The organism is Enterococcus sp. DIV0840, from assembly GCF_050527835.1.
Classification (GTDB): domain Bacteria; phylum Bacillota; class Bacilli; order Lactobacillales; family Enterococcaceae; genus Enterococcus_L; species Enterococcus_L ureasiticus.
In genome coordinates this window covers 265,937-285,727 of the sequence record NZ_CP172876.1, presented here as the reverse complement: position 1 = coordinate 285,727, position 19,791 = coordinate 265,937, and the positions used below count along the sequence as shown (strand labels likewise).

Annotated in this window: 17 protein-coding genes and 2 other annotated features; of the genes, 5 read left to right on the top strand and 12 right to left on the bottom strand. The window is 37.2% G+C overall.

Features of this window, described 5'->3' with window-relative positions; all coding sequences use genetic code 11:
• Window positions 1–140 precede the first annotated feature (140 nt).
• From IGL98_RS01365 to trpE, 5 genes are read right to left on the bottom strand one after another with little or no spacing between them, the layout of a single operon-like run.
• On the bottom strand, window positions 141–731 hold the full coding sequence (locus IGL98_RS01365; RefSeq protein WP_206846948.1) for a phosphoribosylanthranilate isomerase: 591 nt from the start codon (window positions 729–731) through the stop codon (window positions 141–143).
• On the bottom strand, window positions 728–1,486 hold the full coding sequence (gene trpC / locus IGL98_RS01360) for an indole-3-glycerol phosphate synthase TrpC (RefSeq protein ID WP_206912529.1): 759 nt from the start codon (window positions 1,484–1,486) through the stop codon (window positions 728–730). Before trpC ends, IGL98_RS01365 begins: the two co-directional genes overlap by 4 nt.
• Window positions 1,487–2,500 carry an anthranilate phosphoribosyltransferase gene (trpD, locus tag IGL98_RS01355; RefSeq protein WP_206846945.1) on the bottom strand — a complete coding sequence of 338 codons (1,014 nt, stop codon included), beginning with the start codon at window positions 2,498–2,500 and terminating at the stop codon, window positions 1,487–1,489.
• Between the two features lie 4 nt (window positions 2,501–2,504).
• Window positions 2,505–3,077 (bottom strand): anthranilate synthase component II, encoded by a 573-nt coding sequence (locus IGL98_RS01350; RefSeq protein ID WP_206846944.1) that lies wholly within the window; start codon window positions 3,075–3,077, stop codon window positions 2,505–2,507.
• Window positions 3,074–4,438 carry an anthranilate synthase component I gene (gene trpE / locus IGL98_RS01345; protein WP_206846942.1) on the bottom strand — a complete coding sequence of 455 codons (1,365 nt, stop codon included), beginning with the start codon at window positions 4,436–4,438 and terminating at the stop codon, window positions 3,074–3,076. The genes IGL98_RS01350 and trpE overlap by 4 nt, the downstream gene beginning before the upstream one ends.
• Before the next feature lie 237 nt (window positions 4,439–4,675).
• Window positions 4,676–4,903 (bottom strand) — a binding site (T-box leader).
• Between the two features lie 198 nt (window positions 4,904–5,101).
• On the opposite strand from trpE, the gene IGL98_RS01340 reads away from it, so the two are divergent.
• Complete coding sequence (locus tag IGL98_RS01340) at window positions 5,102–6,169, top strand: hypothetical protein (protein ID WP_206912527.1); 1,068 nt, start codon at window positions 5,102–5,104, stop codon at window positions 6,167–6,169.
• 108 nt (window positions 6,170–6,277) lie between these two features.
• Here the strand turns inward: IGL98_RS01340 and pepT are convergent, their stop codons facing one another.
• A complete protein-coding gene (pepT, locus tag IGL98_RS01335; RefSeq protein ID WP_206912524.1) occupies window positions 6,278–7,516 on the bottom strand; it encodes a peptidase T in 1,239 nt (412 codons plus the stop codon).
• A gap of 44 nt (window positions 7,517–7,560) precedes the next feature.
• Window positions 7,561–9,207, bottom strand: coding sequence for a peptide ABC transporter substrate-binding protein (locus tag IGL98_RS01330; RefSeq protein ID WP_206912522.1), 1,647 nt, complete (start codon window positions 9,205–9,207; stop codon window positions 7,561–7,563).
• A 384-nt stretch (window positions 9,208–9,591) separates the two neighbouring features.
• Window positions 9,592–9,826: a binding site (T-box leader), on the bottom strand.
• A gap of 298 nt (window positions 9,827–10,124) precedes the next feature.
• On the opposite strand from IGL98_RS01330, the gene IGL98_RS01325 reads away from it, so the two are divergent.
• Window positions 10,125–11,381, top strand: coding sequence for a MucBP domain-containing protein (locus tag IGL98_RS01325; protein ID WP_206912520.1), 1,257 nt, complete (start codon window positions 10,125–10,127; stop codon window positions 11,379–11,381).
• A 79-nt stretch (window positions 11,382–11,460) separates the two neighbouring features.
• On the opposite strand, the gene IGL98_RS01320 is transcribed toward IGL98_RS01325, so the two are convergent.
• The 4 genes from IGL98_RS01320 to IGL98_RS01305 all read right to left on the bottom strand — a co-directional run bounded on the left by IGL98_RS01320 (window position 11,461) and on the right by IGL98_RS01305 (window position 15,200).
• Entirely contained in the window at window positions 11,461–12,426 is a 966-nt protein-coding gene (locus tag IGL98_RS01320) for a siderophore ABC transporter substrate-binding protein (protein ID WP_206912784.1), read from the bottom strand.
• Between the two features lie 106 nt (window positions 12,427–12,532).
• Window positions 12,533–13,291 carry an ABC transporter ATP-binding protein gene (locus IGL98_RS01315; RefSeq protein WP_069646891.1) on the bottom strand — a complete coding sequence of 253 codons (759 nt, stop codon included), beginning with the start codon at window positions 13,289–13,291 and terminating at the stop codon, window positions 12,533–12,535.
• Window positions 13,288–14,256: an iron chelate uptake ABC transporter family permease subunit gene (locus IGL98_RS01310; protein WP_206912786.1), complete on the bottom strand. Its 969-nt coding sequence runs from the start codon at window positions 14,254–14,256 to the stop codon at window positions 13,288–13,290. The genes IGL98_RS01315 and IGL98_RS01310 overlap by 4 nt, the downstream gene beginning before the upstream one ends.
• Window positions 14,253–15,200 (bottom strand): ABC transporter permease, encoded by a 948-nt coding sequence (locus IGL98_RS01305; RefSeq protein WP_206912795.1) that lies wholly within the window; start codon window positions 15,198–15,200, stop codon window positions 14,253–14,255. Before IGL98_RS01305 ends, IGL98_RS01310 begins: the two co-directional genes overlap by 4 nt.
• Window positions 15,201–15,694: 494 nt before the next feature.
• On the opposite strand from IGL98_RS01305, the gene IGL98_RS01300 reads away from it, so the two are divergent.
• The gene (locus IGL98_RS01300; protein WP_206844055.1) at window positions 15,695–16,144 is read left to right on the top strand and encodes a YueI family protein; all 450 of its coding nucleotides are present in this window, start codon (window positions 15,695–15,697) and stop codon (window positions 16,142–16,144) included.
• A gap of 15 nt (window positions 16,145–16,159) precedes the next feature.
• Complete coding sequence (locus IGL98_RS01295) at window positions 16,160–16,567, top strand: hypothetical protein (RefSeq protein ID WP_206844051.1); 408 nt, start codon at window positions 16,160–16,162, stop codon at window positions 16,565–16,567.
• 65 nt (window positions 16,568–16,632) lie between these two features.
• Here the strand turns inward: IGL98_RS01295 and gshAB are convergent, their stop codons facing one another.
• Window positions 16,633–18,906: a bifunctional glutamate--cysteine ligase/glutathione synthetase gene (gene gshAB / locus IGL98_RS01290; protein WP_206912806.1), complete on the bottom strand. Its 2,274-nt coding sequence runs from the start codon at window positions 18,904–18,906 to the stop codon at window positions 16,633–16,635.
• A 225-nt stretch (window positions 18,907–19,131) separates the two neighbouring features.
• Here gshAB and IGL98_RS01285 point away from each other — a divergent pair, with 225 nt between their 5' ends.
• Window positions 19,132–19,626 (top strand): cysteine hydrolase family protein, encoded by a 495-nt coding sequence (locus tag IGL98_RS01285; RefSeq protein WP_206844047.1) that lies wholly within the window; start codon window positions 19,132–19,134, stop codon window positions 19,624–19,626.
• Window positions 19,627–19,791: the final 165 nt, after the last annotated feature.

Here is a 19,791-nt window from a genome sequence, read left to right as displayed (position 1 = left end):
TTCCGAAAGGCTAGCCCGCGAAGCTAGATAGCATTAAAGCTGAATGAGCCGCTTAACATCGATGAAAAATAGGAAAACATGAGGGTGGCGTTTTTTGCCACATTCAGGTTTTATCTTTTTTCCGAAAGGCTAGCCCATAACTAGGTCGCTTTCTTTAGAAAAGCAATGATTTTTTTGGGATCTTTTACTCCATTTGTTTCAACTCCGCTGGATACATCAACTGCATATGGGTTGAATCTTTGTTTGGCTTGTTGTACATTTTCTGGGGTTAGGCCGCCAGCGATAATGATTTTTTTATTTTTGATAGAGCTTGTATCTAATTGCTGCCAATCGAATACTTCACCATTGCCTCCGACAAATTGTTTGGGTGGGGCATCGAAGAGCAGAAATTCTGCGCTTGTTTCTTTAATGTATTTTTCTTGATCCACTCCGTTAACTGGAATTGCTCTAATTAGCGGAACAGTATAGTTTTCTGTTGTCAAATCGCCATGGATCTGCACCATATCTAGTCCAGCTTGTTGGATGGTTGCTTCCACTTCTGATTGGATCGGCGAAACAAAGACTCCCACTTTTTTAACTTCTTTTGGTACATTCTTCGTGATTTCTTTGACTTCTTCAGGAGTAATCTGACGTGTACTTTTTGCAAAGACAAAGCCAAGATAATCTGCACCATGTGCTACTGCTACGTCTACCTGCTCTTTAGTTTTCAACCCACAAATTTTTACTTTCATCGTAAGACCTGCAATGCTTTGACTTTCGCTTTCGGATCAGTTTCCCGCATCAACCCTTCTCCTACCAAAACTGCTCGATAGTTTTCTTTCACAAGAGCGACTTGTTCACTCGTTGAAAAACCGGATTCACTGATATATACAGCATCTGTTTTTTGTTTTTCCCCTAACGTTTGGCTCACTCCGATCGAAACATCAAACGTTTTTAAATTTCGGTTATTTACGCCAATCAATTGTGCCGATAACGCTTCAGCAATCCGCAGTTCCTCTTTATCATGAACTTCTACTAAAACTTCCAGGCCCAATGCCGTTGCTTTTTTATATAGTTCTGCCAATTTTTGTTTGGACAAAGCCGATACGATCAGTAAAACAATCGTTGCTCCAGCATTTCTTGCACGGATCAGTTGTTTTTCATCAATGATAAAATCTTTGCATAATACAGGAATAGTCACTTCTGATGTTACTTGCCTTAAATCTTCGATCGACCCTTTAAAGAAAACTTCATCTGTCAATACAGAAATTGCTGTGACGCCTGCTTGTTCATAAGCTTTTGCTTGTTCGATCACGTTGACGGATAAATTGATTGCACCTTTAGACGGAGACGCTCGTTTGACTTCTCCGATGATGTGCATTTTTTCAGGACAATCTTTGACTTGCTGATAAAATGAGTATGTTTTTCTCAGTGGCTGAACCGTTTCTAACGGCATTAGGTTCACTTCTTGTTTTTTTTCATTGATAATTTTTTCTAAAAAATCCATTTAGGCAACCTCCTTTTGTACTTGGATCAGCTGTTGTAGTTTATCAAAAGCCGCACCGCTCGCCACACAATCTTTCGCCAATACAATTCCTTCTTGCACAGTTGATACTTTTCCATTGCTGAAAAAACCTAGCCCTGCATTCAATAAAACTGTATCCAAATAGGGACTTGCTTGATTTTTCAAAATCGACAACAGAATCTCAGTATTTTGCTCAGCTTTACCGCCACGAATTGCTTCTATCGGAAGTCGAACAAAACCAAACTCTTCGGGTTCGATTGTATGCATCGTGATCAACCCTTTTTCCAACAAAGCAAAATGTGTCGTTCCAGCAAGAGAGGCTTCATCCAATCCGCCGGAACCATTGACCACTACCGCCCGTTTGCGTCCTAATTCGCCCAATGTTTTCGCTGTTTCTTCCAGCAAGTCTCGTCGATAGGTTCCCATTAATTGTGAGTTCAAAAGCACTGGATTCGTTAACGGACCAATCAAATTTAGGATTGTCGGCGTCCCTAATTCTTTGCGTACTTTCATGACGTATTTCATTTTTGGATGCATATGAGGCGCAAAGAGAAAGGCCAATCCAACTTCATTCAATACCGTACTTAATTTATCTGGTGAGAGAGCAATATCTACACCTAAACATTCAAATATATCCGCACTGCCTGATTTACTGGAAATACTGCGATTGCCATGTTTAGCAACAGTTACGCCCCCCGCTGCCAAAACGAATGCTGCGGTTGTACTAATATTAAAGCTATTTGATTGATCGCCGCCGGTGCCACAATTATCCATGACGTTTTCTTTTTGACAATCAATGGTTACTGCTTTTCGCTGGATCGTTTCAGCTATTCCCGCCATTTCTTCAGCCGTTTCTCCATTACATTTTAGTGCTGTTAAAAAAGCTGCGATTTGACTATCGGTTAGTTGGCCCTCAAAGATTTTTTCTGCTACTTGTTGCGCTTCTATACGCGACAAGTGTTCATTTCTAAAAACTTTTTCAAATAGACTTTTCATGTCGTTATTCCTCCATTAGTTGGATAAAATTTTTAATGATTGTCGTACCGATTGGTGTTCCGATCGATTCCGGATGAAATTGCAGACCAAAAATGGGATAAGTTTGGTGTTCGATCGCCATGATTTCCTGATCGTCTGTCGCTGTTGCCGTGACGATGAATTGTTCTGGTAGTGTTTTTCGATCAATTACTAGTGAGTGATAACGCATAACTGAACCTTCATCGGCGCTTCCTTTAAAAAGTCGACTGACTTTCTCTGTTGTAATAGTGGATTGTTTGCCGTGACGGATTTCTTTAGCCGTTATCACTTTAGCACCAAATACCTCACCGATCGTTTGATGCCCCAAACAAATACCTAATAATGGTTTCTGTTGGTAAAAGTTCTGGATCACTTCTTTTACATAGCCTGTTTCTGCTGGCGTTCCAGGACCAGGTGAAATCACGATTGCATCCGCTTGTTCTGCTAAATGAAACATATCATCTGAATCATTTCGAACGATTACTACATCGTGACCTGTCCCAATCATTTGAGCTAGATTATATGTAAATGAATCATAATTATCGATCAGTAAAATCATTTTCCCACCTCCAAAAGTGCTTTGGCTTTTTGTAGTGTTTCTTCATATTCTTTCGTAGGATCAGAATCAAAAACAATCCCCGCCCCTGCTTGTACGTAGGCTTTATTTTTATGGATGACCATTGTTCTTATCGCAATGGCAAAATCTGCTTGATCATTTTTAGATAGATAACCGACCGCTCCAGCGTAGATACTTCGTTTAACTGGTTCAATTTCGTAAATACGTTGCATCGCTCGGATTTTTGGCGCACCGCTGACTGTTCCAGCAGGCAGTGTTGCCTTTAACGCATCCATCGCGGTCAATCCTTTTTTTAGTTTTCCTGTCACAACTGAAACTAAATGCATTACAAAGCGATACTTCTCAATAATCATATAAACAGGGACTTCAAGTGAGCCCACTTCACTAACTTTTCCTACATCGTTTCGACCTAAATCAATCAACATTAAATGCTCTGCACGTTCTTTTTCATCGGTTAGTAATTCTTGTTCTAAAGTCAAATCCTCTTCCACCGTTTGCCCTCTTTTGCGTGTTCCCGCAATTGGATTTGTTGTTACGATTCGGTTTTTGACACTGACGAGACTTTCTGGTGATGATCCAATCACGTATGTTTCGCCAAAATCTAGAAAATACAGATAAGTTGATGGATTAGTGACCCTTAATCTGCGGTAATAATCGAAAGGTTCTTCTTCAAAATCAGCTGTTAAGCGTTGTGAGGGCACCATTTGGAACATATCGCCTTGCTTGATATATTCTTTTACTTTCGCGACTACTTGTTCAAAGCTTTCCTTGGTAAAATTGCTTTGATAATTTAATTTTTTTAACTGGATTTCCTTTTGTTCTTCTTTGTTTGGTGTTTGCAATTCATTTACTTTCTGTCTGATTGCTTCATTTAAAGCTTCTTCACTTCGTTTTGAGTAAGTATCCGCTTCAACCAAAAAGATTTTTTCACCGACATGATCGAAAATCAAATAAGAATCGAATAGATAAAAGTGGATATCAGGAACATTTAATTCATCAAATGGCAGCTTGCCTAAATCTTCATAACAGGCAATCACATCATAGCCGACATAACCGATTGCACCACCTTGGAAAGGAAGTTCTTTTATGAGTTCTTCTCTCTTCAATACCTGTTTTTCGATTTCTTTTAATGGATCTTTTACTGTATTCGTTTGCCCATTGATCGTGAGTTTTTGACCCAAACAAGTGATTTCAGAAACAGCATCCCAGGCAATGATTGAATAACGTCCTTTGCTTTTGTCTCTAGGAATGCTTTCTAAAAGGCATTTGTTTGTTCCTTGGATTCTTAAAAATGCGGATATCGCCGTTAGATAATCTGCTTGGATTTCTTTGATTAATTGCATGTTAGTTCCTCTTTTCTATTTTTTTTGAGAGTTTGATAGAATATGTGATTATCTAGTAATGAAACTTCTCTCGCTTTGCTCGCCAAGTACTGTTCATCATCTACTCTGGCATAGCCAGTCGTAGTGATTCCTACTACGGTTACTTCTCTCTCCTTAACACACCTTCTATTGTAAACCACTTTTTTCACGCTTTACATTTACAATAAAATAAGCCCCCAAACCACACAAAATCTGTGGTTTGAGGGCGAACAATTCACGGTGCCACCTCAAGTTTGAAAGAAATTCTTTCCTCTTATCAGTCGTCTATCAACGACCTTACTCTATAACGGGAGTTCCCGAAAATGCCTACTGAGATTCAACATTTCGCTCGAAAGTCCATTCACAACCCATCCCTTACTGATTCGCAGTCCCATCAGCTCTCTGAAAAGTTCCAGTGTTGTTACTCCTCTTTCTCAAAGCTTTGCTATTGAGGACAATCATATTAGAATATTCTAATCTTGTCAAGTTTTTTTTATTTATTCCATTAAACTCTATCGTTTAAAAGTTCAAATAAATAACACTCATAATAAGAATATAAATAATCACCGTATAGTTATTCCTTTTAATTTATAGTCTTTTTGTATATACTGAGTAAACATTATAAAACACAAAAGGAGGAATAACATGACATTGTTTAAAAGAATCATCTTTGGAACAGTCAGTCTAACTATTTTAATCGTTACATTTAATTTGATTCATAATAACTTTATTAATAGCAACTATTCTGACTTGTCAAAAGAAGATCAGCAGATTCTTTTAGAATATAATCAGTATTATAATGCCGCAACAGAAAAAGATGTTTGGCAAAATTTCAACTTACAAAAACAGACAATTTTAGCAATTAATAAAAAAGTATTTGGTTCGTCCTATCTAATTAACCCAAAGACAGATATTCATAATCCTTTTGCAAAAGAGATAAAACTTCCAGATGCCTTCCATATAAAGGTGTATCGTATCCCTTATCTTAGCTTAGAAAGAGCAAAATTTATATTTGCTGGAAATTTTAATGGAAAAAATGAAAAGTATAACGTTCACAATAATAATGTATTTTTTACCAAATATTCAGCGGAAGAATCTGTAAACAAAAAATGGAGCTCCTCCCACTATATCACTTTCTTGACTCATGAAGCTTTCCATTATTATGCACAAGAAAAGTGGAAAGATGCATTTTTCCACGGAGAAAATATGTCTGATAAAGAATTAGACTTACTGGATGCACAGTATCAAGTCTTAACAGATATCCAAATGGAATTATTAAAGCCTAATACAGATAAAAAAGTGTTAAATCAGTTTGCCAAGCGCTACGTTGAAGCAATGAAAAATAGAATACAAGGTACAAACAAAAACATTATAGAACATGAGTTAGAAACAGAAACGATGGAAGGAACTGCCGAATATGTTGGGATAAAAGCCTCTCAAATTGTTGGTTATGATTATGGCATTATGTATTTTGATAATCAAAAAAATGTCCCTTTTTATACCGTTATTCCTCTTATAAAAGAAGGGAAAGTTGACCAATCTCGCCTTAGACAGATCGTTTACAGTTCTGGTGCTTTACTTTCTCAACTACTAGAAAAACTTGAAGTCAATGGCTGGCAAGAGAAATTGAATAGTCAAAACGAAAAAAATCCAATCACTCTATATTCCGTTGTAGAAGATTATGTCAATAACTTAAATAAGGAAGATCATTAAATTTGCACAGCTTTTCCAAGAATGAAACTGGCCGTATAAACGTAAATAAGGTAAGACAAAAGCAACTCCGTTGGAGCCTAGCACTTTTGTCTTACCTTATCTTTTGCTTCACTTATTTTCTATGGTTGGAAAGTTTTCTTTAATGATTTCCACAATCGTTTTAGAAGCTAACGCCATTGACTCTAACGTAATAAATTCATATTGCCCATGAAAATTTTCCCCGCCCGTAAATAAATTAGGGGTTGGAATACCCATAAACGAGATTTTCGACCCGTCCGTTCCGCCACGGAAAGGTTGGATATCTGGTTTGATTCCTAGTTTTTCCATTGCTTTAACAGCAAGTTCTACAGGGGTCATATCGTTTTCGATGATTTCTTTCATGTTGTAATACTGGTCCAGAAAGTCAATCGTGATTCGTTCTTTGTCGAATGATTCATTTAGCTTGCTAACAATCTCAGTAAGTTGGTCTTTTCTTTTTTGGAATAATTCCTTATCATGATCCCGAATGATATACGTCAGCTCAGCATGGTCTAAGCTTCCAACAAATTTTGTCAGTAAATAAAATCCTTCATATCCACGTGTTTTTTCTGGAACTTCCGCTTGAGGTAATTGAGCATCTATTTTCTCACCCAATTTGATTGCATTGACCATCGTTCCATATGCTGTTCCTGGATGGACACTTGTCCCTTCGATCATGATCACAGCTTGTGCCGCGTTGAACGTTTCATATTCAAAGCAACCGACTCTGCCACTATCTATCGTATAAGCAAATGCTGCTGGAAAATTCGCCGCATCAAACCGATCTGCACCACGTCCAATTTCTTCATCTGGTCCAAAAGCAAGTAATACTTCTCCATGAGGAATTTCAGGATGGGCCAATAGATACTCAACTGCATCTAAAATTTCTACGATTCCAGCTTTATCGTCTGCTCCTAAAAGGGTCGTTCCATCGGTTGTGATCAAGGTTTGACCGATATACTCTTTAAGATTGGGAAACTCTTCGGTTGTCATGATGATTCCAAGTTTTTCATTCAGTACAACATCTTGACCATCGTAATTGGGAAAAATGTTGGGCTGAATATTCTCAGCGTTATAATCAGCTGTATCCAAATGCGCAATAAACCCAATCGTCGGTATCTTCTCATTTGTGGTTGCAGGTAAAGCAGCTGTTAAGAAACCATTTTTTTCATTGTAGTGAATATCAGAAAGTCCAATTTCTGCTAATTCTTTTTCGATGATTCTTGCAAAGTCCACTTGCCCTGGTGTTGTCGGAACTGTCTGACTTGTGGCATCAGAGCGAGTGTTGACTTTAACATATCGGATAAATCGTTCTAATAATCCAGTCATCGTATACCTCTTTCATTTCAAATTTTTAACCCATATAGTGTTTTTTATTCTTCTAAATAAGCTGTTCTCAGGTTGAAATAGTCGCCGTATAGGTGATAGCTAATCCCTTTGATTTTTGGATTAATCAAATAATTAGACGCACTTTGATAAAGTGGTACTTGAGCAGCATCTTGATCTAATAAAATATCTTCTGCTTTTTTATAATCATCAAATTGCTTATCTGGTGTATTGGCATTAATCGTACGTGCGTCCGTGACTAGTTTATCGTAATCTGCATTTTTGTATGAACCATAGTTATACGCAGATTCCCCAGCATATAAGTTAAAATAAGAATCTAAATCACTACTACCCGCGATCCAGCCAGACAATGAAAGTTCATAGTCTTTATCTTTACGTGTTTGTAATAGATTATTTCTTGGTTGTGCATTGATCGTGATTTCTAAGCCTTTCAAGTTTTCTTGTAATTGACTTTGCACATATTCAGAGATTTTTTTCCCATTATCATCATCAGAAACCAATAATGATAACTTGATTTTATCTCCTAAATCAGCTTTGGCTTTTTCCCATTCAGCTTGTGCTTTTTTCATGTCATGAACCAAATGATCGCCACTAAATTTTCTAAAGTCTTCAGACGTTTCAGGATTTTTGTATAAGTTACTCGGAATCAAACCGTTCAATGGTTTTGAGCCATCGTTAAGCACACTTTTTGTTAATGCATCTTTATCGAGCGATTGCGCAATTGCTTTTCTTAAATGACTATTCGCAAGAGCTGTTCCTTCTTTTTTGTTGAAATCCAGATAATTGTTGGCTACATCTGAATGCGTTACGTAACCCGCATCGTCGCTGTATTGTTGAACGTATTGACCGCTGATTCTAGTCAAATCTAATTCATTTGATTGATATAAATTGATTCCTGTATTTTCCTCTTTGATTGTGTTTACTTTAATTTCTTCTAATTTCACTTTATCAGCATCGTAGTATTCTGGGTTTTGTTTTAATGTCCATGTATCAGATGAAGCATCCCAATCCGTTAAGATAAAGGGTCCGCTGTATATTAAATGGTCACTATCAGCTGCATACTCTTTTCCTTGTTTCTCAACATAAGCCTGATTTTGCGGTGCTAACCAACCAATCGATACGACTGTTAAAAATGATGGTTGCGCCTGTTCTAATGTGACTTCAAATTCTTTATCACTTGGTGCTGAAAGACCGATCTCGTCAATAGATTTCTCCCCATTGCGGATTGCTTTGCTGTTTTTCACGTTGTCTAGTAAATAAGCATTTGGACCTATCGTTGCCGGTGTTACTAGTTTCTTCCATGAATAAAGAAAATCTTGTGCCGTGATCGGCTCACCATTACTCCATTTTATATCGTCTTTGAGTGTAAATTTATACGTTAAGCCATCTTCGCTGATCTCGACTTTTTCTGCCAATCCTGGAATCGGTGTACTATCATCATCAAAACGATACAGCCCTTCAAAAAGATGTTGAACGATCGTAAAGGTGTTTTTATCCATTGTTTGTGTTGTATCTAATGTTGAAAGTGGTGCTGGTGAACTGATTTCGATTTTTTGACTTGTTGCGATTGTCCCGTCTTCGCTTTTAGCCGTTTCTTTTTTGTCGTTGCCCCCGCATGCTGTTAGTAATAATCCCGTTAATACTGCACTTACGACTAATAACTTTTTCTTCATTTTTGTTTCCCCCTTCAGTATCTGTATACATTAACTACTCCTACCTTTTTGTGTAGATGTCAGAAAAGCTGAGTATTGTTCATCATCGAATCACTTTTTTCTTCGTGTTTTACAACAATGAGTTCGAAGCGGAGTGCCGTGATTCACTAGTATGGTGACTTCTCTCCCTTTGGTCGCCAAGTATTGTTCATCATCTACTCTGGCGGAGCCCTGTCATAGGCCTTCCATTCTTTAAGTTTTTGCTCTTAGAATTTGGGAGTTCGAAACGGTGGACCGTGATTCACTAGTACGGTGACTTCTCTCCCTTTGGTCGCCAAGTATTGTTCATCATCTACTCTGGCGGAGCCAGTCGTAGTGATTCACAACAAAAAACTCTCATCCTAATAAAAGGACGAGAGTTTCAACTTTCGCGGTACCACCTTCAATTGACTTACATAATAAGCCCACTCTTTCAGTACAATCATACTGAGACGTTATAACAGGCGCACCTGAATTGATCTTAACGTGTTCGATCAATTTGTTCAAAGGCCATTTTCTTTTCCATATTCACTGTCTCTTCCCACCAAACGAGACTCTCTTTGAGTTATCTGGAAAATACTTTCCTTATCTTCACATTTAATTTTAATAGATAATGTATTATATGGATTGTAGCATAAAAATTTAGTGAGAGTCAACAAAGATTTCTATCCGTTTATTTAATTTACCAGATCCATATAGCCTTCGATCAAGACTTGTAAACGCTCTATTTCCATCACTCTCCTGTGTCGAAAAAACTTAACACTTGAATTACAATCCATTACATTGTTCTCTATTTCTTATAAAATAATGTCTTTTTTCGATAAAAAGCTCACACTTGATAATGGTATACTTTAATTGGTATCAAAATGATTTGATACTATCTAGGAGGAGAAGGGAAAATGAAAAAAAACAAAAGATTTGCTAGTTTAGCATTGGTAACTTTACTAGCGCCAACATTATTGAATGCACAATGTGCACTTGCTGAAGAAACACCATCAGTTCCAGCAGAGCAACAACAAGAGGTCGTACCTGAAAAAGAACAGCCTGAAGCTGAAAAAGAGGTTGAACCTGAGAAGCAACCAGAACCAGAATCAGAAACTAAACCTGAAACACCAGTAGAAGAAACTAAGCCTGAAAACAAACCAGAAAAAGACCCTACAAAAGAAGAAGCTAAACCTGAAGCTGAAAAAGAAGCTGAAAAGAAAGAACAACCTAAAGAAGAAAAAGCTGCTACTAATGTAACAGTGACTGTTAGTCTTATAGATCAGACAACGGGCATTATTCAAAATCTTCCTATTACTGGCGAAGCAGGCTCAACAACTAACATTAAATTGCCTTTACCAGCAGGACAGTATGAATTTGTTTCAACTTCAGATGCGCTGGCAATCCCAATTGCAGACGCTACTGGTCAGTTAGGCTTACAACTAACATTCCCAAGTTCTGCTACAAGTAGTTATGATATTTCTGTTACTGTTAGACAACTTGCTGGGATCGTCGGCGGAAATGTCTTTGTTCTTCACCTCGATGACTTAGGAAACGAACTTACACAAGCAGTGACTATTTTAGGAGGGTTTGTTGGTGAAGGTTATACGACTGAACCAAAAAACATTCCAGGTTATACACTAGTAGAACCACCTCTTAACAATATCGGTACGTTTACAGAAACTGAACAGTCTGTCACTTATCGTTATGACCGTGTACAAACAACCGTTAGTGTAGTTTGTGTCGATGAAAACGGTGTACCATTAGGAGATGTTGTTTCCCAAGCTGGTAAATTTAACGATACATTCACTATTACTGCACCTGAAGTGGCTGGTTATGAATATTTAGGAATTTCTCAAGCAACCTATTCAAATCCTTCTACAACATTCAGTGGAACATATGGTTTAGAAGATCAAAACTTTGTTGCTACGTATAAAAAAATAGTCGAAGTACCTGCTACGCCTGCTGACCCAACACCAAGTATTCAAACAGCAGCAGTCCCTAACCTATTAAATCAAGTTCCAGTTAAAACAGAGAACCCTAAAAAAGAGCATAAAAAGTTACCTGAAACAGGTGAAACTGAAACTAGCTCATTCGTAGTCTCTATGGGTGTAACCTTAATTGCAGCCGTTTATTTCACTAAGAAAAAAAGAGAAGATCAATTTAGTTTATAATCAGTTTTTGATACTCTATTAAAAAATCGGGACATAGGTCGGATAATGACCTATGTCCCGATTTTTTATTTAGTAAAGATTACTTCAACGCTTTTTGTACATCTTCAATCATCAAGTGCGTAGACTCTAATCCACCACCACTTAGGTACCAAACATCAGGTTGTAAAGAAATAACTTTACCATTTTTGCCAGCGTTCGTTTGTTTTACCAATTCATTATTTTCTACATTATCATTCGTATCATCGCCACCGATTGCTTTCGTACGGTCAACAACAAACAAGATATCTGGATTTTTTTCTAAAACATATTCATAAGAAACGCTTTGGCCATGAGTGGATGCTTCGATGGCATCATCTGCTTGCTTGAAGCCGAATGTATCATGAACGATACCGAAACGAGAACCTGTGCCATACGCTGAAAGTTGTCCTTCATTTACTAAGACTACCAATGCTTTTTCATCACTTGCTTCAGCTTTTTCTTTAACATCTGCAATTTCTTTTTCTAAATCAGTAATTTTTGTTTTCGCTTCATCTTTTTTATCGAAAATTTCAGCTAACGTTTCGATGTTTTTCTTCGTAGAGTTCCATGTGTCTTTAGCATCGACTGATAGATAAATTGTTGGTGCGATTTTGCTTAATTTATCTTGGAAATCTCGTTGACGTCCAGAAATAATGATCATGTCAGGTTTCATTTTGTTGATTTTCTCTAAATCAGGCTCTTTGATTCCACCAGCTGATTCTACTTTTTTGTAGTCAGCTAAATATTCAGGTAAATTCTTTGTTGGAGCACCGACAACTGTATCGCCAACACCCAATGCGTCCATTGTATCCAATGAGCCATTATCAAAAACAACGACTTTTTTAGGATTTTTAGGTACTTCTACTGAACCATTTGAATCTTTTACTGTGATTGTTGTTGCTACATCAGAACTTGATTCTTTAGAAGCTGAACCATCTGTCGCTTTTTTCCCGTTGTTACCACACGCACCTAAAGTAAGCAGTGCGATCATTGATACCGTTGCAATTGCTAAGAATTTCTTTTTCATTTTATTTCCCCCAGTTTAATTAATATTTTAAAATTTTTCTACAATAGATTAAAGTTTTTTTCTGCTTTTCTTGTGATCTAGCTTCGAGCGTTAGCTCTCAGCTTTTCTAGTTAAAATACATACAAAATCTTTTTCCTTCAATTTCACAAATTCGGATGTTCATATCATAAAGTTTATTCAAAACTTCGGATTGAATAATATCATCTGTACTACCATGAGTAAATAACCGACCATCTTTCATTGCTACGATCTCATCTGCATAACTAGCTGCAAAATTGATATCATGTAACACAATTACCACTGTTTTGCCAAATTCATCGACTAAGCGACGCAGCGTCTGCATCATTTGGACCGCAAAGTTCATATCTAAATTGTTTAAAGGCTCATCCAGTAAAATATAATCCGTATCCTGAGCTAAGACCATGGCTATATAAACACGCTGTAGTTGTCCACCTGACAAAGTATCAATTAAATCATCGGCCATATCCAACAGCCCTAGATTTTCCATCGCTTCTTCAACTTTTTCATGATCTTCTTTTTTCAAACGCCCTTTACTATAAGGGAAACGCCCAAAATTAACTAACTCTCGAACCGTGATTTTAAGATTGATACCATTTGTCTGTTTTAAAATCGATAATTTTTTAGATAGTTCGCTTTGTTTCCACGTCTTTACTTCATTGTGGTCTAAATAAATCTCACCAGTATCTTTTGGAATCAAGCGGCTCATCATTGAAAGCAGCGTACTTTTCCCTGCCCCATTTGGACCGATAAAAGCGGTCAATTTTTGTTCTGTGATCGGCAATTGAACCTCTGAAACCACAATCTTTTCACCATATCTTTTTGAAACATTTTTGATTTCGATCATCTGCGCTGCTTCCTTTCACTAATAATCTTTCCGACAAAATATACACCGCCGCCAAATTCGATCACAATACTTAACGTCGTATTCAGCTGAAACACTTGCTCTACAAGAAACTGTCCAAAGACTAACAAAAGGATGGACAATAAACTACCGCCTAAAAATAACTCACGATGTCTATATGTACCCATTAACTGATAGCTCATATTGGCAACAATAAATCCGAGAAAGGTCACAGGCCCCACCAAAGCCGTCGATAATCCTATCAAACCACTGATCACAGTCAATAATACAAACTGAAATCTCGGAACATTGATCCCTAAACTTGTTGCTTGCTCATTACCTAAGTGCAAAACATCTAACGCATGACTTTTGAACCATAAAAATCCTACTAATAACGTTATCAAAATTCCAGCAATCAACAGATGCTGACTATTCACATTCCCAAAACTAGCAAATAATTTACCTTGCAGCAAATCATATTCATTCGGGTCCATCACAACTTGCAGGAACGTACTGATACTATTGAAAAATGTCCCTAAAATAATCCCGATCATTAATAATAAAAACAGATCGTTACCACCTTTTTCCAACAAGAAACGAGACAACACAATACTCGCACTCACCATCAATAAAACGTTCAAAAGAAATGTAGTGATTGTTTCATTACCTAAAAGCTGCTGTCCACCTAAAAAGAAAAACAACAAGGTCTGAATAAATACATATAATGAATCCAAACCCAAAATATTCGGCGTTAAAAAATGGTTCTGCGTCATCGTCTGAAAACTGATCGTTGAAAATGTTGCAGCGATCCCCACAAAAACAAAAGCCAGTAATTTTTTCCCTCTAAGCTCTAAAGCAAAAGCCCAATTTCCATAGGTTTTATACGATAAATACAAGGCGCAAACCACAATCACCGCAATCAACAATAAACTAATTTTTACCGCTGCTGACTCGAAGAATTTTTTCATGCTGTTTTCCTCCTCATCAATAATGCGATAAAGATAAAGCTTCCAAGTACGCCAACAACCACGCTGACCGGCACTTCATAGGGTGCAATCACGACACGCGCTAAAACATCACACGCTAATAAAAAGATACTTCCGCCGACCGCTGTGATCGCCAGTGTATTTTTCATATGATCGCCATATCGCATCGACACTAGATTAGGAACGATTACACCTAAAAATGGAATATTTCCCACCATAATCAAGACAACCGCACTAGATAAAGCAACAATCCCTAAACCGAATAATTGGATACGCTGATAATTCAACCCCAGATTTGTTGCCATATCTTCACCCATACCGACGACTGTAAAGCGATACGCAAAAAGATACGTGATGATCAATAACGGAATCGTCAGATAAAGCAGTTCATAATTCCCTTTCATCACAGTAGAAAAATTTCCCTGTAACCAAGAAGACATATTTTGAACCAATTGGAATTGATAGGCAAAAAATGTCGCCACCGAACCTATAATATTCCCAAACATCACACCGATCAGTGGAATCATTACTTGATTTTTTACCGGTAAAAACCGTGTTAAATAAATAAAAATCAATGTACCGCCAAAAGCAAACAAAAATGCGATAAAGGATCGAAATAATAACGGCGCACTGGGGAAAAAAATCATCACGACTAAAATTCCTAAACGTGCACTATCCATCGTACCTGCTGTACTTGGCGAAACAAATTTATTCTGTGTTAAATGCTGCATGATCAACCCAGAGATACTAATTGTACTCCCGGCAATCACCAAACTAATCGTTCGGGGCAGCCGCGTTGTTAACAATACTAATTGTTGCTGTGAATCCCATTGAAATAATTGTGTCAGAGAAATATCTTTCACCCCGACAAAAATCGATAATACAATCAAAAGGAGTAAGAGAACAAATAGGCCTATTTTTTTCATATACTTGCTCCGTTTTTCTACTTGCTGGAATGAAAGCTTCTCAAGAACTGAGCGAGCTTGCTCAACTTTTCTAATTGTCTAGCTTTCCAGACTAGCTCCTCGGAAAAAAGATAAAACCTGCTCGTGCCCAAAAGCGGCACAATTATGTTTTCCTATTTTTCTGTCGGTGCTGAACGAGTCTGTTCAACTTTTCTCTTTGTCTAGCTTTACAAACTAGTTCTTCGGAAAAAAGATAAAACCTGCTCGTGCCCAAAAACGGCACAATCATGTTTTCCTATTTTTCTGTCAGAACTGAACGAGCTTGCTCAGCTTTTCTAATTGAGAATGATTTTCATTCTTACTTATTAGTCTATGCGAAATTACCAATAAAAGCAATACCTTTTTAGCTTTTATTCATTCTCAATTAGCGAGTAAATTCAGTTCTTTCAGGTGTTTCCTGTTTGTTCTATGCTATAATTTGAAGTAAGACTATATGGAAGCAGGTTAGATAATTAATGGCACAAGATGACTTACAGAAACATTTAGACAATGCAATGTATGGCACCCCGCTACTGAAACCAGAAGAACAGCGCAAATACATGGGAACTTTCCGTGAAAGATGTTACTTGACGATGACGATTACACAGATGAAAAATACTGAAGATAAAGCAAATTTCTTAAAAGAACTGACACAGCATCCTGATGCTACTGTCCTATTGAACGGCGCAATGGCTATTGATCTACAATCGGCTTATATTAAGTTGATCAATGAGCGGAAAGTAAAATTCACAGTGGTCAATGACTTTGTTGAGAATACGCCAGATGCTTTAGGTTTAGTTTTAACTGCAAAAGAGGCAGTAAATGAAGAAGTTATCGATATTGAAGAAAAATATCCGAAACAAGCTGCTTCAACTGTACAAACAGAGCAACCTAAAAAAAGTTTTTGGCATAAATTATTTCATTAAATAGGAGGAATTATCATGGTAGAACCACATTTATTGAAACAAGATTTAGCTGATGCATTGAATGTCCATATCAAATTATTACGCGAAGTAGAACAAATCGAAGCGGATCACATGGATGCTTTTACGTTTATGATGCGTAGTTTTGGTTTTATGCTGGATCGATCCCCGAAAGTGCTTTTGGGATCTGATGATGAAGAGTTGAATTATATGATGTTTCAATATTATAGCTTGTTGACTGAACTTAAATATAATTTGATTTTGAATTATCCTTATGCTCACCTGCAAGGTAAGACAATGAGCGATGTGGTCGCTGAGTTTCCAACAACTTATGAACGTGAGCTGAAACAATGGTGGGAAGAGAAAACTGGGTTGGAAGTAGAAGAGACGAAACAAACAATTGCGATCAAAGAATTAGAATATTAAGAACGCCATTTTATGATAACGAAATAGAAGCTTGAAATCTTATGGATTTCAAGCTTCTATTTTTGTTATTTCTCCAACAGCTCTGGATACAACATGTTCAATACATCCATAGTCAGCTGACGTCCCTTACCCGAATGCGGATACGCATGCATATGCATCGCTGGGTTAAAGTTTGCTTCTATAATGCCATAGGTTCGGCTATTCTTCATTCCTTTGACCGATTTATCGGGAATGATCAAGTCGATTCCACAAATTTTTGCCCCCAAGGCTTTAACTGCTTCAACAGCAATTTGTTTGTAGCTTTCGTCAAAATTATCCGTTACGTCGATTGAATCGCCACCAGTACTAACATTGGAGTTTTCCCTTAAATAGACAATCTGATCTTTTTCTGGAACAGAGGTCGTCAATAGATTCTGCTCTTTTAACATCAAACGCTCGACATCACCCAACTGAATCACCTCTAATGGCGAACGGTGATTCGTTCCTCTTAATGGATCAAGATTCTTTTCTGCGACTAACGCTTCAACCGAACGAATCCCGTCACCGACAACATTGGCCGGCACACGCAACATGATTGCCCGCACCTGATCATCTAAAACAAAGAAACGGTATTCTGTTCCTGGCATAAATTCTTCGATCAAAATAGCTGAATCTTCTTTAAAAGCTAATTTCAAGGCTTCTGTATAATCAGCTAAAGATGCTCCTTCTTTAAAAATAGTGATTCCAAGACCATAATTGGTTGTCTTAGGTTTGATGACAAACGCTTTTTCTGAATATTTTACATACGCTTGTTCTGCTTGCTCTATCGCATCAAACTCATCTCCACCTGGTACGGTAAAGCCAGCTTCTGCCAAAACTTTTTTAGTGACGGTCTTATTCTCCATAATCAAAGGAACAATGTAGCTATCTTTACTCGTCATATTCGCATTTTTAACGTATTCGATATGATCATTGTGTTTGAGTTTTAAAAATTGTTCTGCTTCATCTAATATCTCAACTTCCACACCTTTTTGAATGACATCAAACAAAAACAACTGTGTAGAGAGCTCCATATTTCTAAAACCAGCTAATTGATAAGGATGTTCAAACGCCATCCCTTGGTATTCTTTTCCAAAAATGATCCCTAATTCTTGATTAGAATTGCTTTCAATGATCGTCCACATCTTTCCGGCAATCGTTAAATCTGGTGTTCTTAGCTGAGCTCGATGGACTTCTAATGATTTCTTCGCTCTAAACAGCCCTAAAGCTTCGATCATTTCATCCATTTCAGCAAAAATACGATCTCCTTCTGCCAAAAGTTTCACTTGAGCAAACGGATGTCCCAACGCGACTTGTTCATTTAAGAAGTCTCCTGTCGCTACCCAATCATTCGGCGCTTCTTTTTCGTCCGTCCATAATAAATACAACATAAACAAATGAATAAACTCAAGGGCCTCTTCATCCACGCCAAGTGGCGCAAATGGATTTAAATCCAGATTTCTAAGTTCGATGTAACGAACACCAGTCTTAGGCAAATCAGCCATTTGTTTGCCGCCACGTAATCGAACGGCCGAATAAAATTCTTTTTCTTCTGATAATATGCCATTTTCAACCATCCGATGGATATCTGTGATGTACTGTTGCAAAGATTCATAGGATACTTTGACATTTTCATTGTTTTTGTAGCCAAATGCACTGTTTCGCAGACTTCTGACGGGCTCCTTCGGTCGTTCTTCACGTTCAGTAAAGTAACCAGACTCACTGACAGGAGAAGCACCAAATAAATACGTAATCAGCCAACGGTAACGCAAATAGTTACGTGAGACTTTCATATATAAAATATTTTTGAATTCTTCAATCGTTTCGTACTCTATTTGCGCTGAGAAAAGCTGTTGGACCAACTCGATATCGTATTCAAAATTAAAATGAATACCGCTGACCATTTGTTTACGTTTGCCATATTCTCTTGCTAAGTAGCGACGATATAAAATCCCATCATACTGTTCTAGTTTGGCAATTTTTATATCTTCATCTTTTAGCGGTAATTTTGGCGGCATGCTTAGCGGCCAAAGCATCTCATGTTTATTCATCGAACGCAATGCTACATCATGAATAGTTGCCAGATAACGCATCATCTCATTGATAGAATTCGCCACAGGTGTAATTAATTCCATTTGCGTTTCGCTAAAATCAGTTTGAATATACGGATGATATGTTCGATTCCCCAAAACTTCCGGATGATCTGTCTTTGCTAGTTGACCATCAAATGTCGTGCGCTGACTTTCTTTTTCTAATCCAAATCGTGCAGCCATAACATACGGACGTGCACTTTTTTGCTGTAACAACTCTTTAAATTTCATACTGTCGCCTTTCTTCCCTGTTATTATTCCATTACTCATCATTATATAGAAAAAGAGAAGCAAAAAGAATATTTTAGCTTAAATTTTGTCAAAAAGAAAAAAACTTCCTTAATTGGTAAAAAATAGGTCTTTTTAGATTTTTTATTCACTAAAGTATATCCTTTCAAGTCATTTGACTTCATTGTATACTAAAAAGAAAAATAATTTAAAACCGAGGAGCAAATAATGAAGAATAAAGCCTTGATAGTGATTGACCTCCAAAAGGGTCTAGAAAATTTTGGATCTGGATTATTTCGTCTTACGGATATACTAGAAGGTGTAAACCAGCGTATTACAGATTATCGAAATAACCATCTACCCATTATATTTATCCAGCATGAAGATTGCGATCTTGTTGTGGATAGTCCCGACTGGCAATTATTTGATCAACTTGATGCTAAAACAGAAGACTTCTACATTGGAAAAACACATGCTAATTCTTTTTTTCAAACCAAACTAAAAGAACTTTTAGATGAATTTTCAGTCACTGAGCTTGAATTTTGCGGTGCTCAAACAGAATATTGTGTTGATACAACCATCCGCATGGCTCACGGTTTAGGCTATACTTGTTTTATGAAACGTGGGCTGAGTACAACGTTAAACAACGATTTGTTAGGCGCCCAAACGATTATCCAGCATCATGAAAATCTATGGGATGATCGTTTTTTAACTTTTATTTGAGGAAATAGAGACTGTTTTTCAATTCTCTCTAATTTTACCATATTCATCGGCTAAAAAATTAAAATTATCTCATGATATCTTCTAGTCATTCGTGATAGTATAACTAGGGGATATTTGTTGAACTTTTTTATTTTGCTCTTATTTTCTGTTCAAAGTGGAAATACC

Excerpts from the sequence above, each read along its gene's own strand:
- trpD (WP_206846945.1), bottom strand. The coding sequence starts at position 2,500 with ATGAAAAGTCTATTTGAAAAAGTTTTTAGAAATGAACACTTGTCGCGT.
- IGL98_RS01310 (WP_206912786.1), bottom strand. The coding sequence starts at position 14,256 with ATGAAAAAATTCTTCGAGTCAGCAGCGGTAAAAATTAGTTTATTGTTG.
- trpE (WP_206846942.1), bottom strand. The coding sequence starts at position 4,438 with ATGCAATTAATCAAAGAAATCCAAGCAGATTATCTAACGGCGATATCC.
- IGL98_RS01365 (WP_206846948.1), bottom strand. The coding sequence starts at position 731 with ATGAAAGTAAAAATTTGTGGGTTGAAAACTAAAGAGCAGGTAGACGTA.
- IGL98_RS01325 (WP_206912520.1), top strand. The coding sequence starts at position 10,125 with ATGAAAAAAAACAAAAGATTTGCTAGTTTAGCATTGGTAACTTTACTA.
- IGL98_RS01320 (WP_206912784.1), bottom strand. The coding sequence starts at position 12,426 with ATGAAAAAGAAATTCTTAGCAATTGCAACGGTATCAATGATCGCACTG.
- IGL98_RS01330 (WP_206912522.1), bottom strand. The coding sequence starts at position 9,207 with ATGAAGAAAAAGTTATTAGTCGTAAGTGCAGTATTAACGGGATTATTA.
- IGL98_RS01295 (WP_206844051.1), top strand. The coding sequence starts at position 16,160 with ATGGTAGAACCACATTTATTGAAACAAGATTTAGCTGATGCATTGAAT.
- IGL98_RS01300 (WP_206844055.1), top strand. The coding sequence starts at position 15,695 with ATGGCACAAGATGACTTACAGAAACATTTAGACAATGCAATGTATGGC.
- IGL98_RS01315 (WP_069646891.1), bottom strand. The coding sequence starts at position 13,291 with ATGATCGAAATCAAAAATGTTTCAAAAAGATATGGTGAAAAGATTGTG.
- trpC (WP_206912529.1), bottom strand. The coding sequence starts at position 1,486 with ATGGATTTTTTAGAAAAAATTATCAATGAAAAAAAACAAGAAGTGAAC.
- IGL98_RS01285 (WP_206844047.1), top strand. The coding sequence starts at position 19,132 with ATGAAGAATAAAGCCTTGATAGTGATTGACCTCCAAAAGGGTCTAGAA.
- IGL98_RS01305 (WP_206912795.1), bottom strand. The coding sequence starts at position 15,200 with ATGAAAAAAATAGGCCTATTTGTTCTCTTACTCCTTTTGATTGTATTA.
- gshAB (WP_206912806.1), bottom strand. The coding sequence starts at position 18,906 with ATGAAATTTAAAGAGTTGTTACAGCAAAAAAGTGCACGTCCGTATGTT.
- IGL98_RS01340 (WP_206912527.1), top strand. The coding sequence starts at position 5,102 with ATGACATTGTTTAAAAGAATCATCTTTGGAACAGTCAGTCTAACTATT.
- pepT (WP_206912524.1), bottom strand. The coding sequence starts at position 7,516 with ATGACTGGATTATTAGAACGATTTATCCGATATGTTAAAGTCAACACT.
- IGL98_RS01350 (WP_206846944.1), bottom strand. The coding sequence starts at position 3,077 with ATGATTTTACTGATCGATAATTATGATTCATTTACATATAATCTAGCT.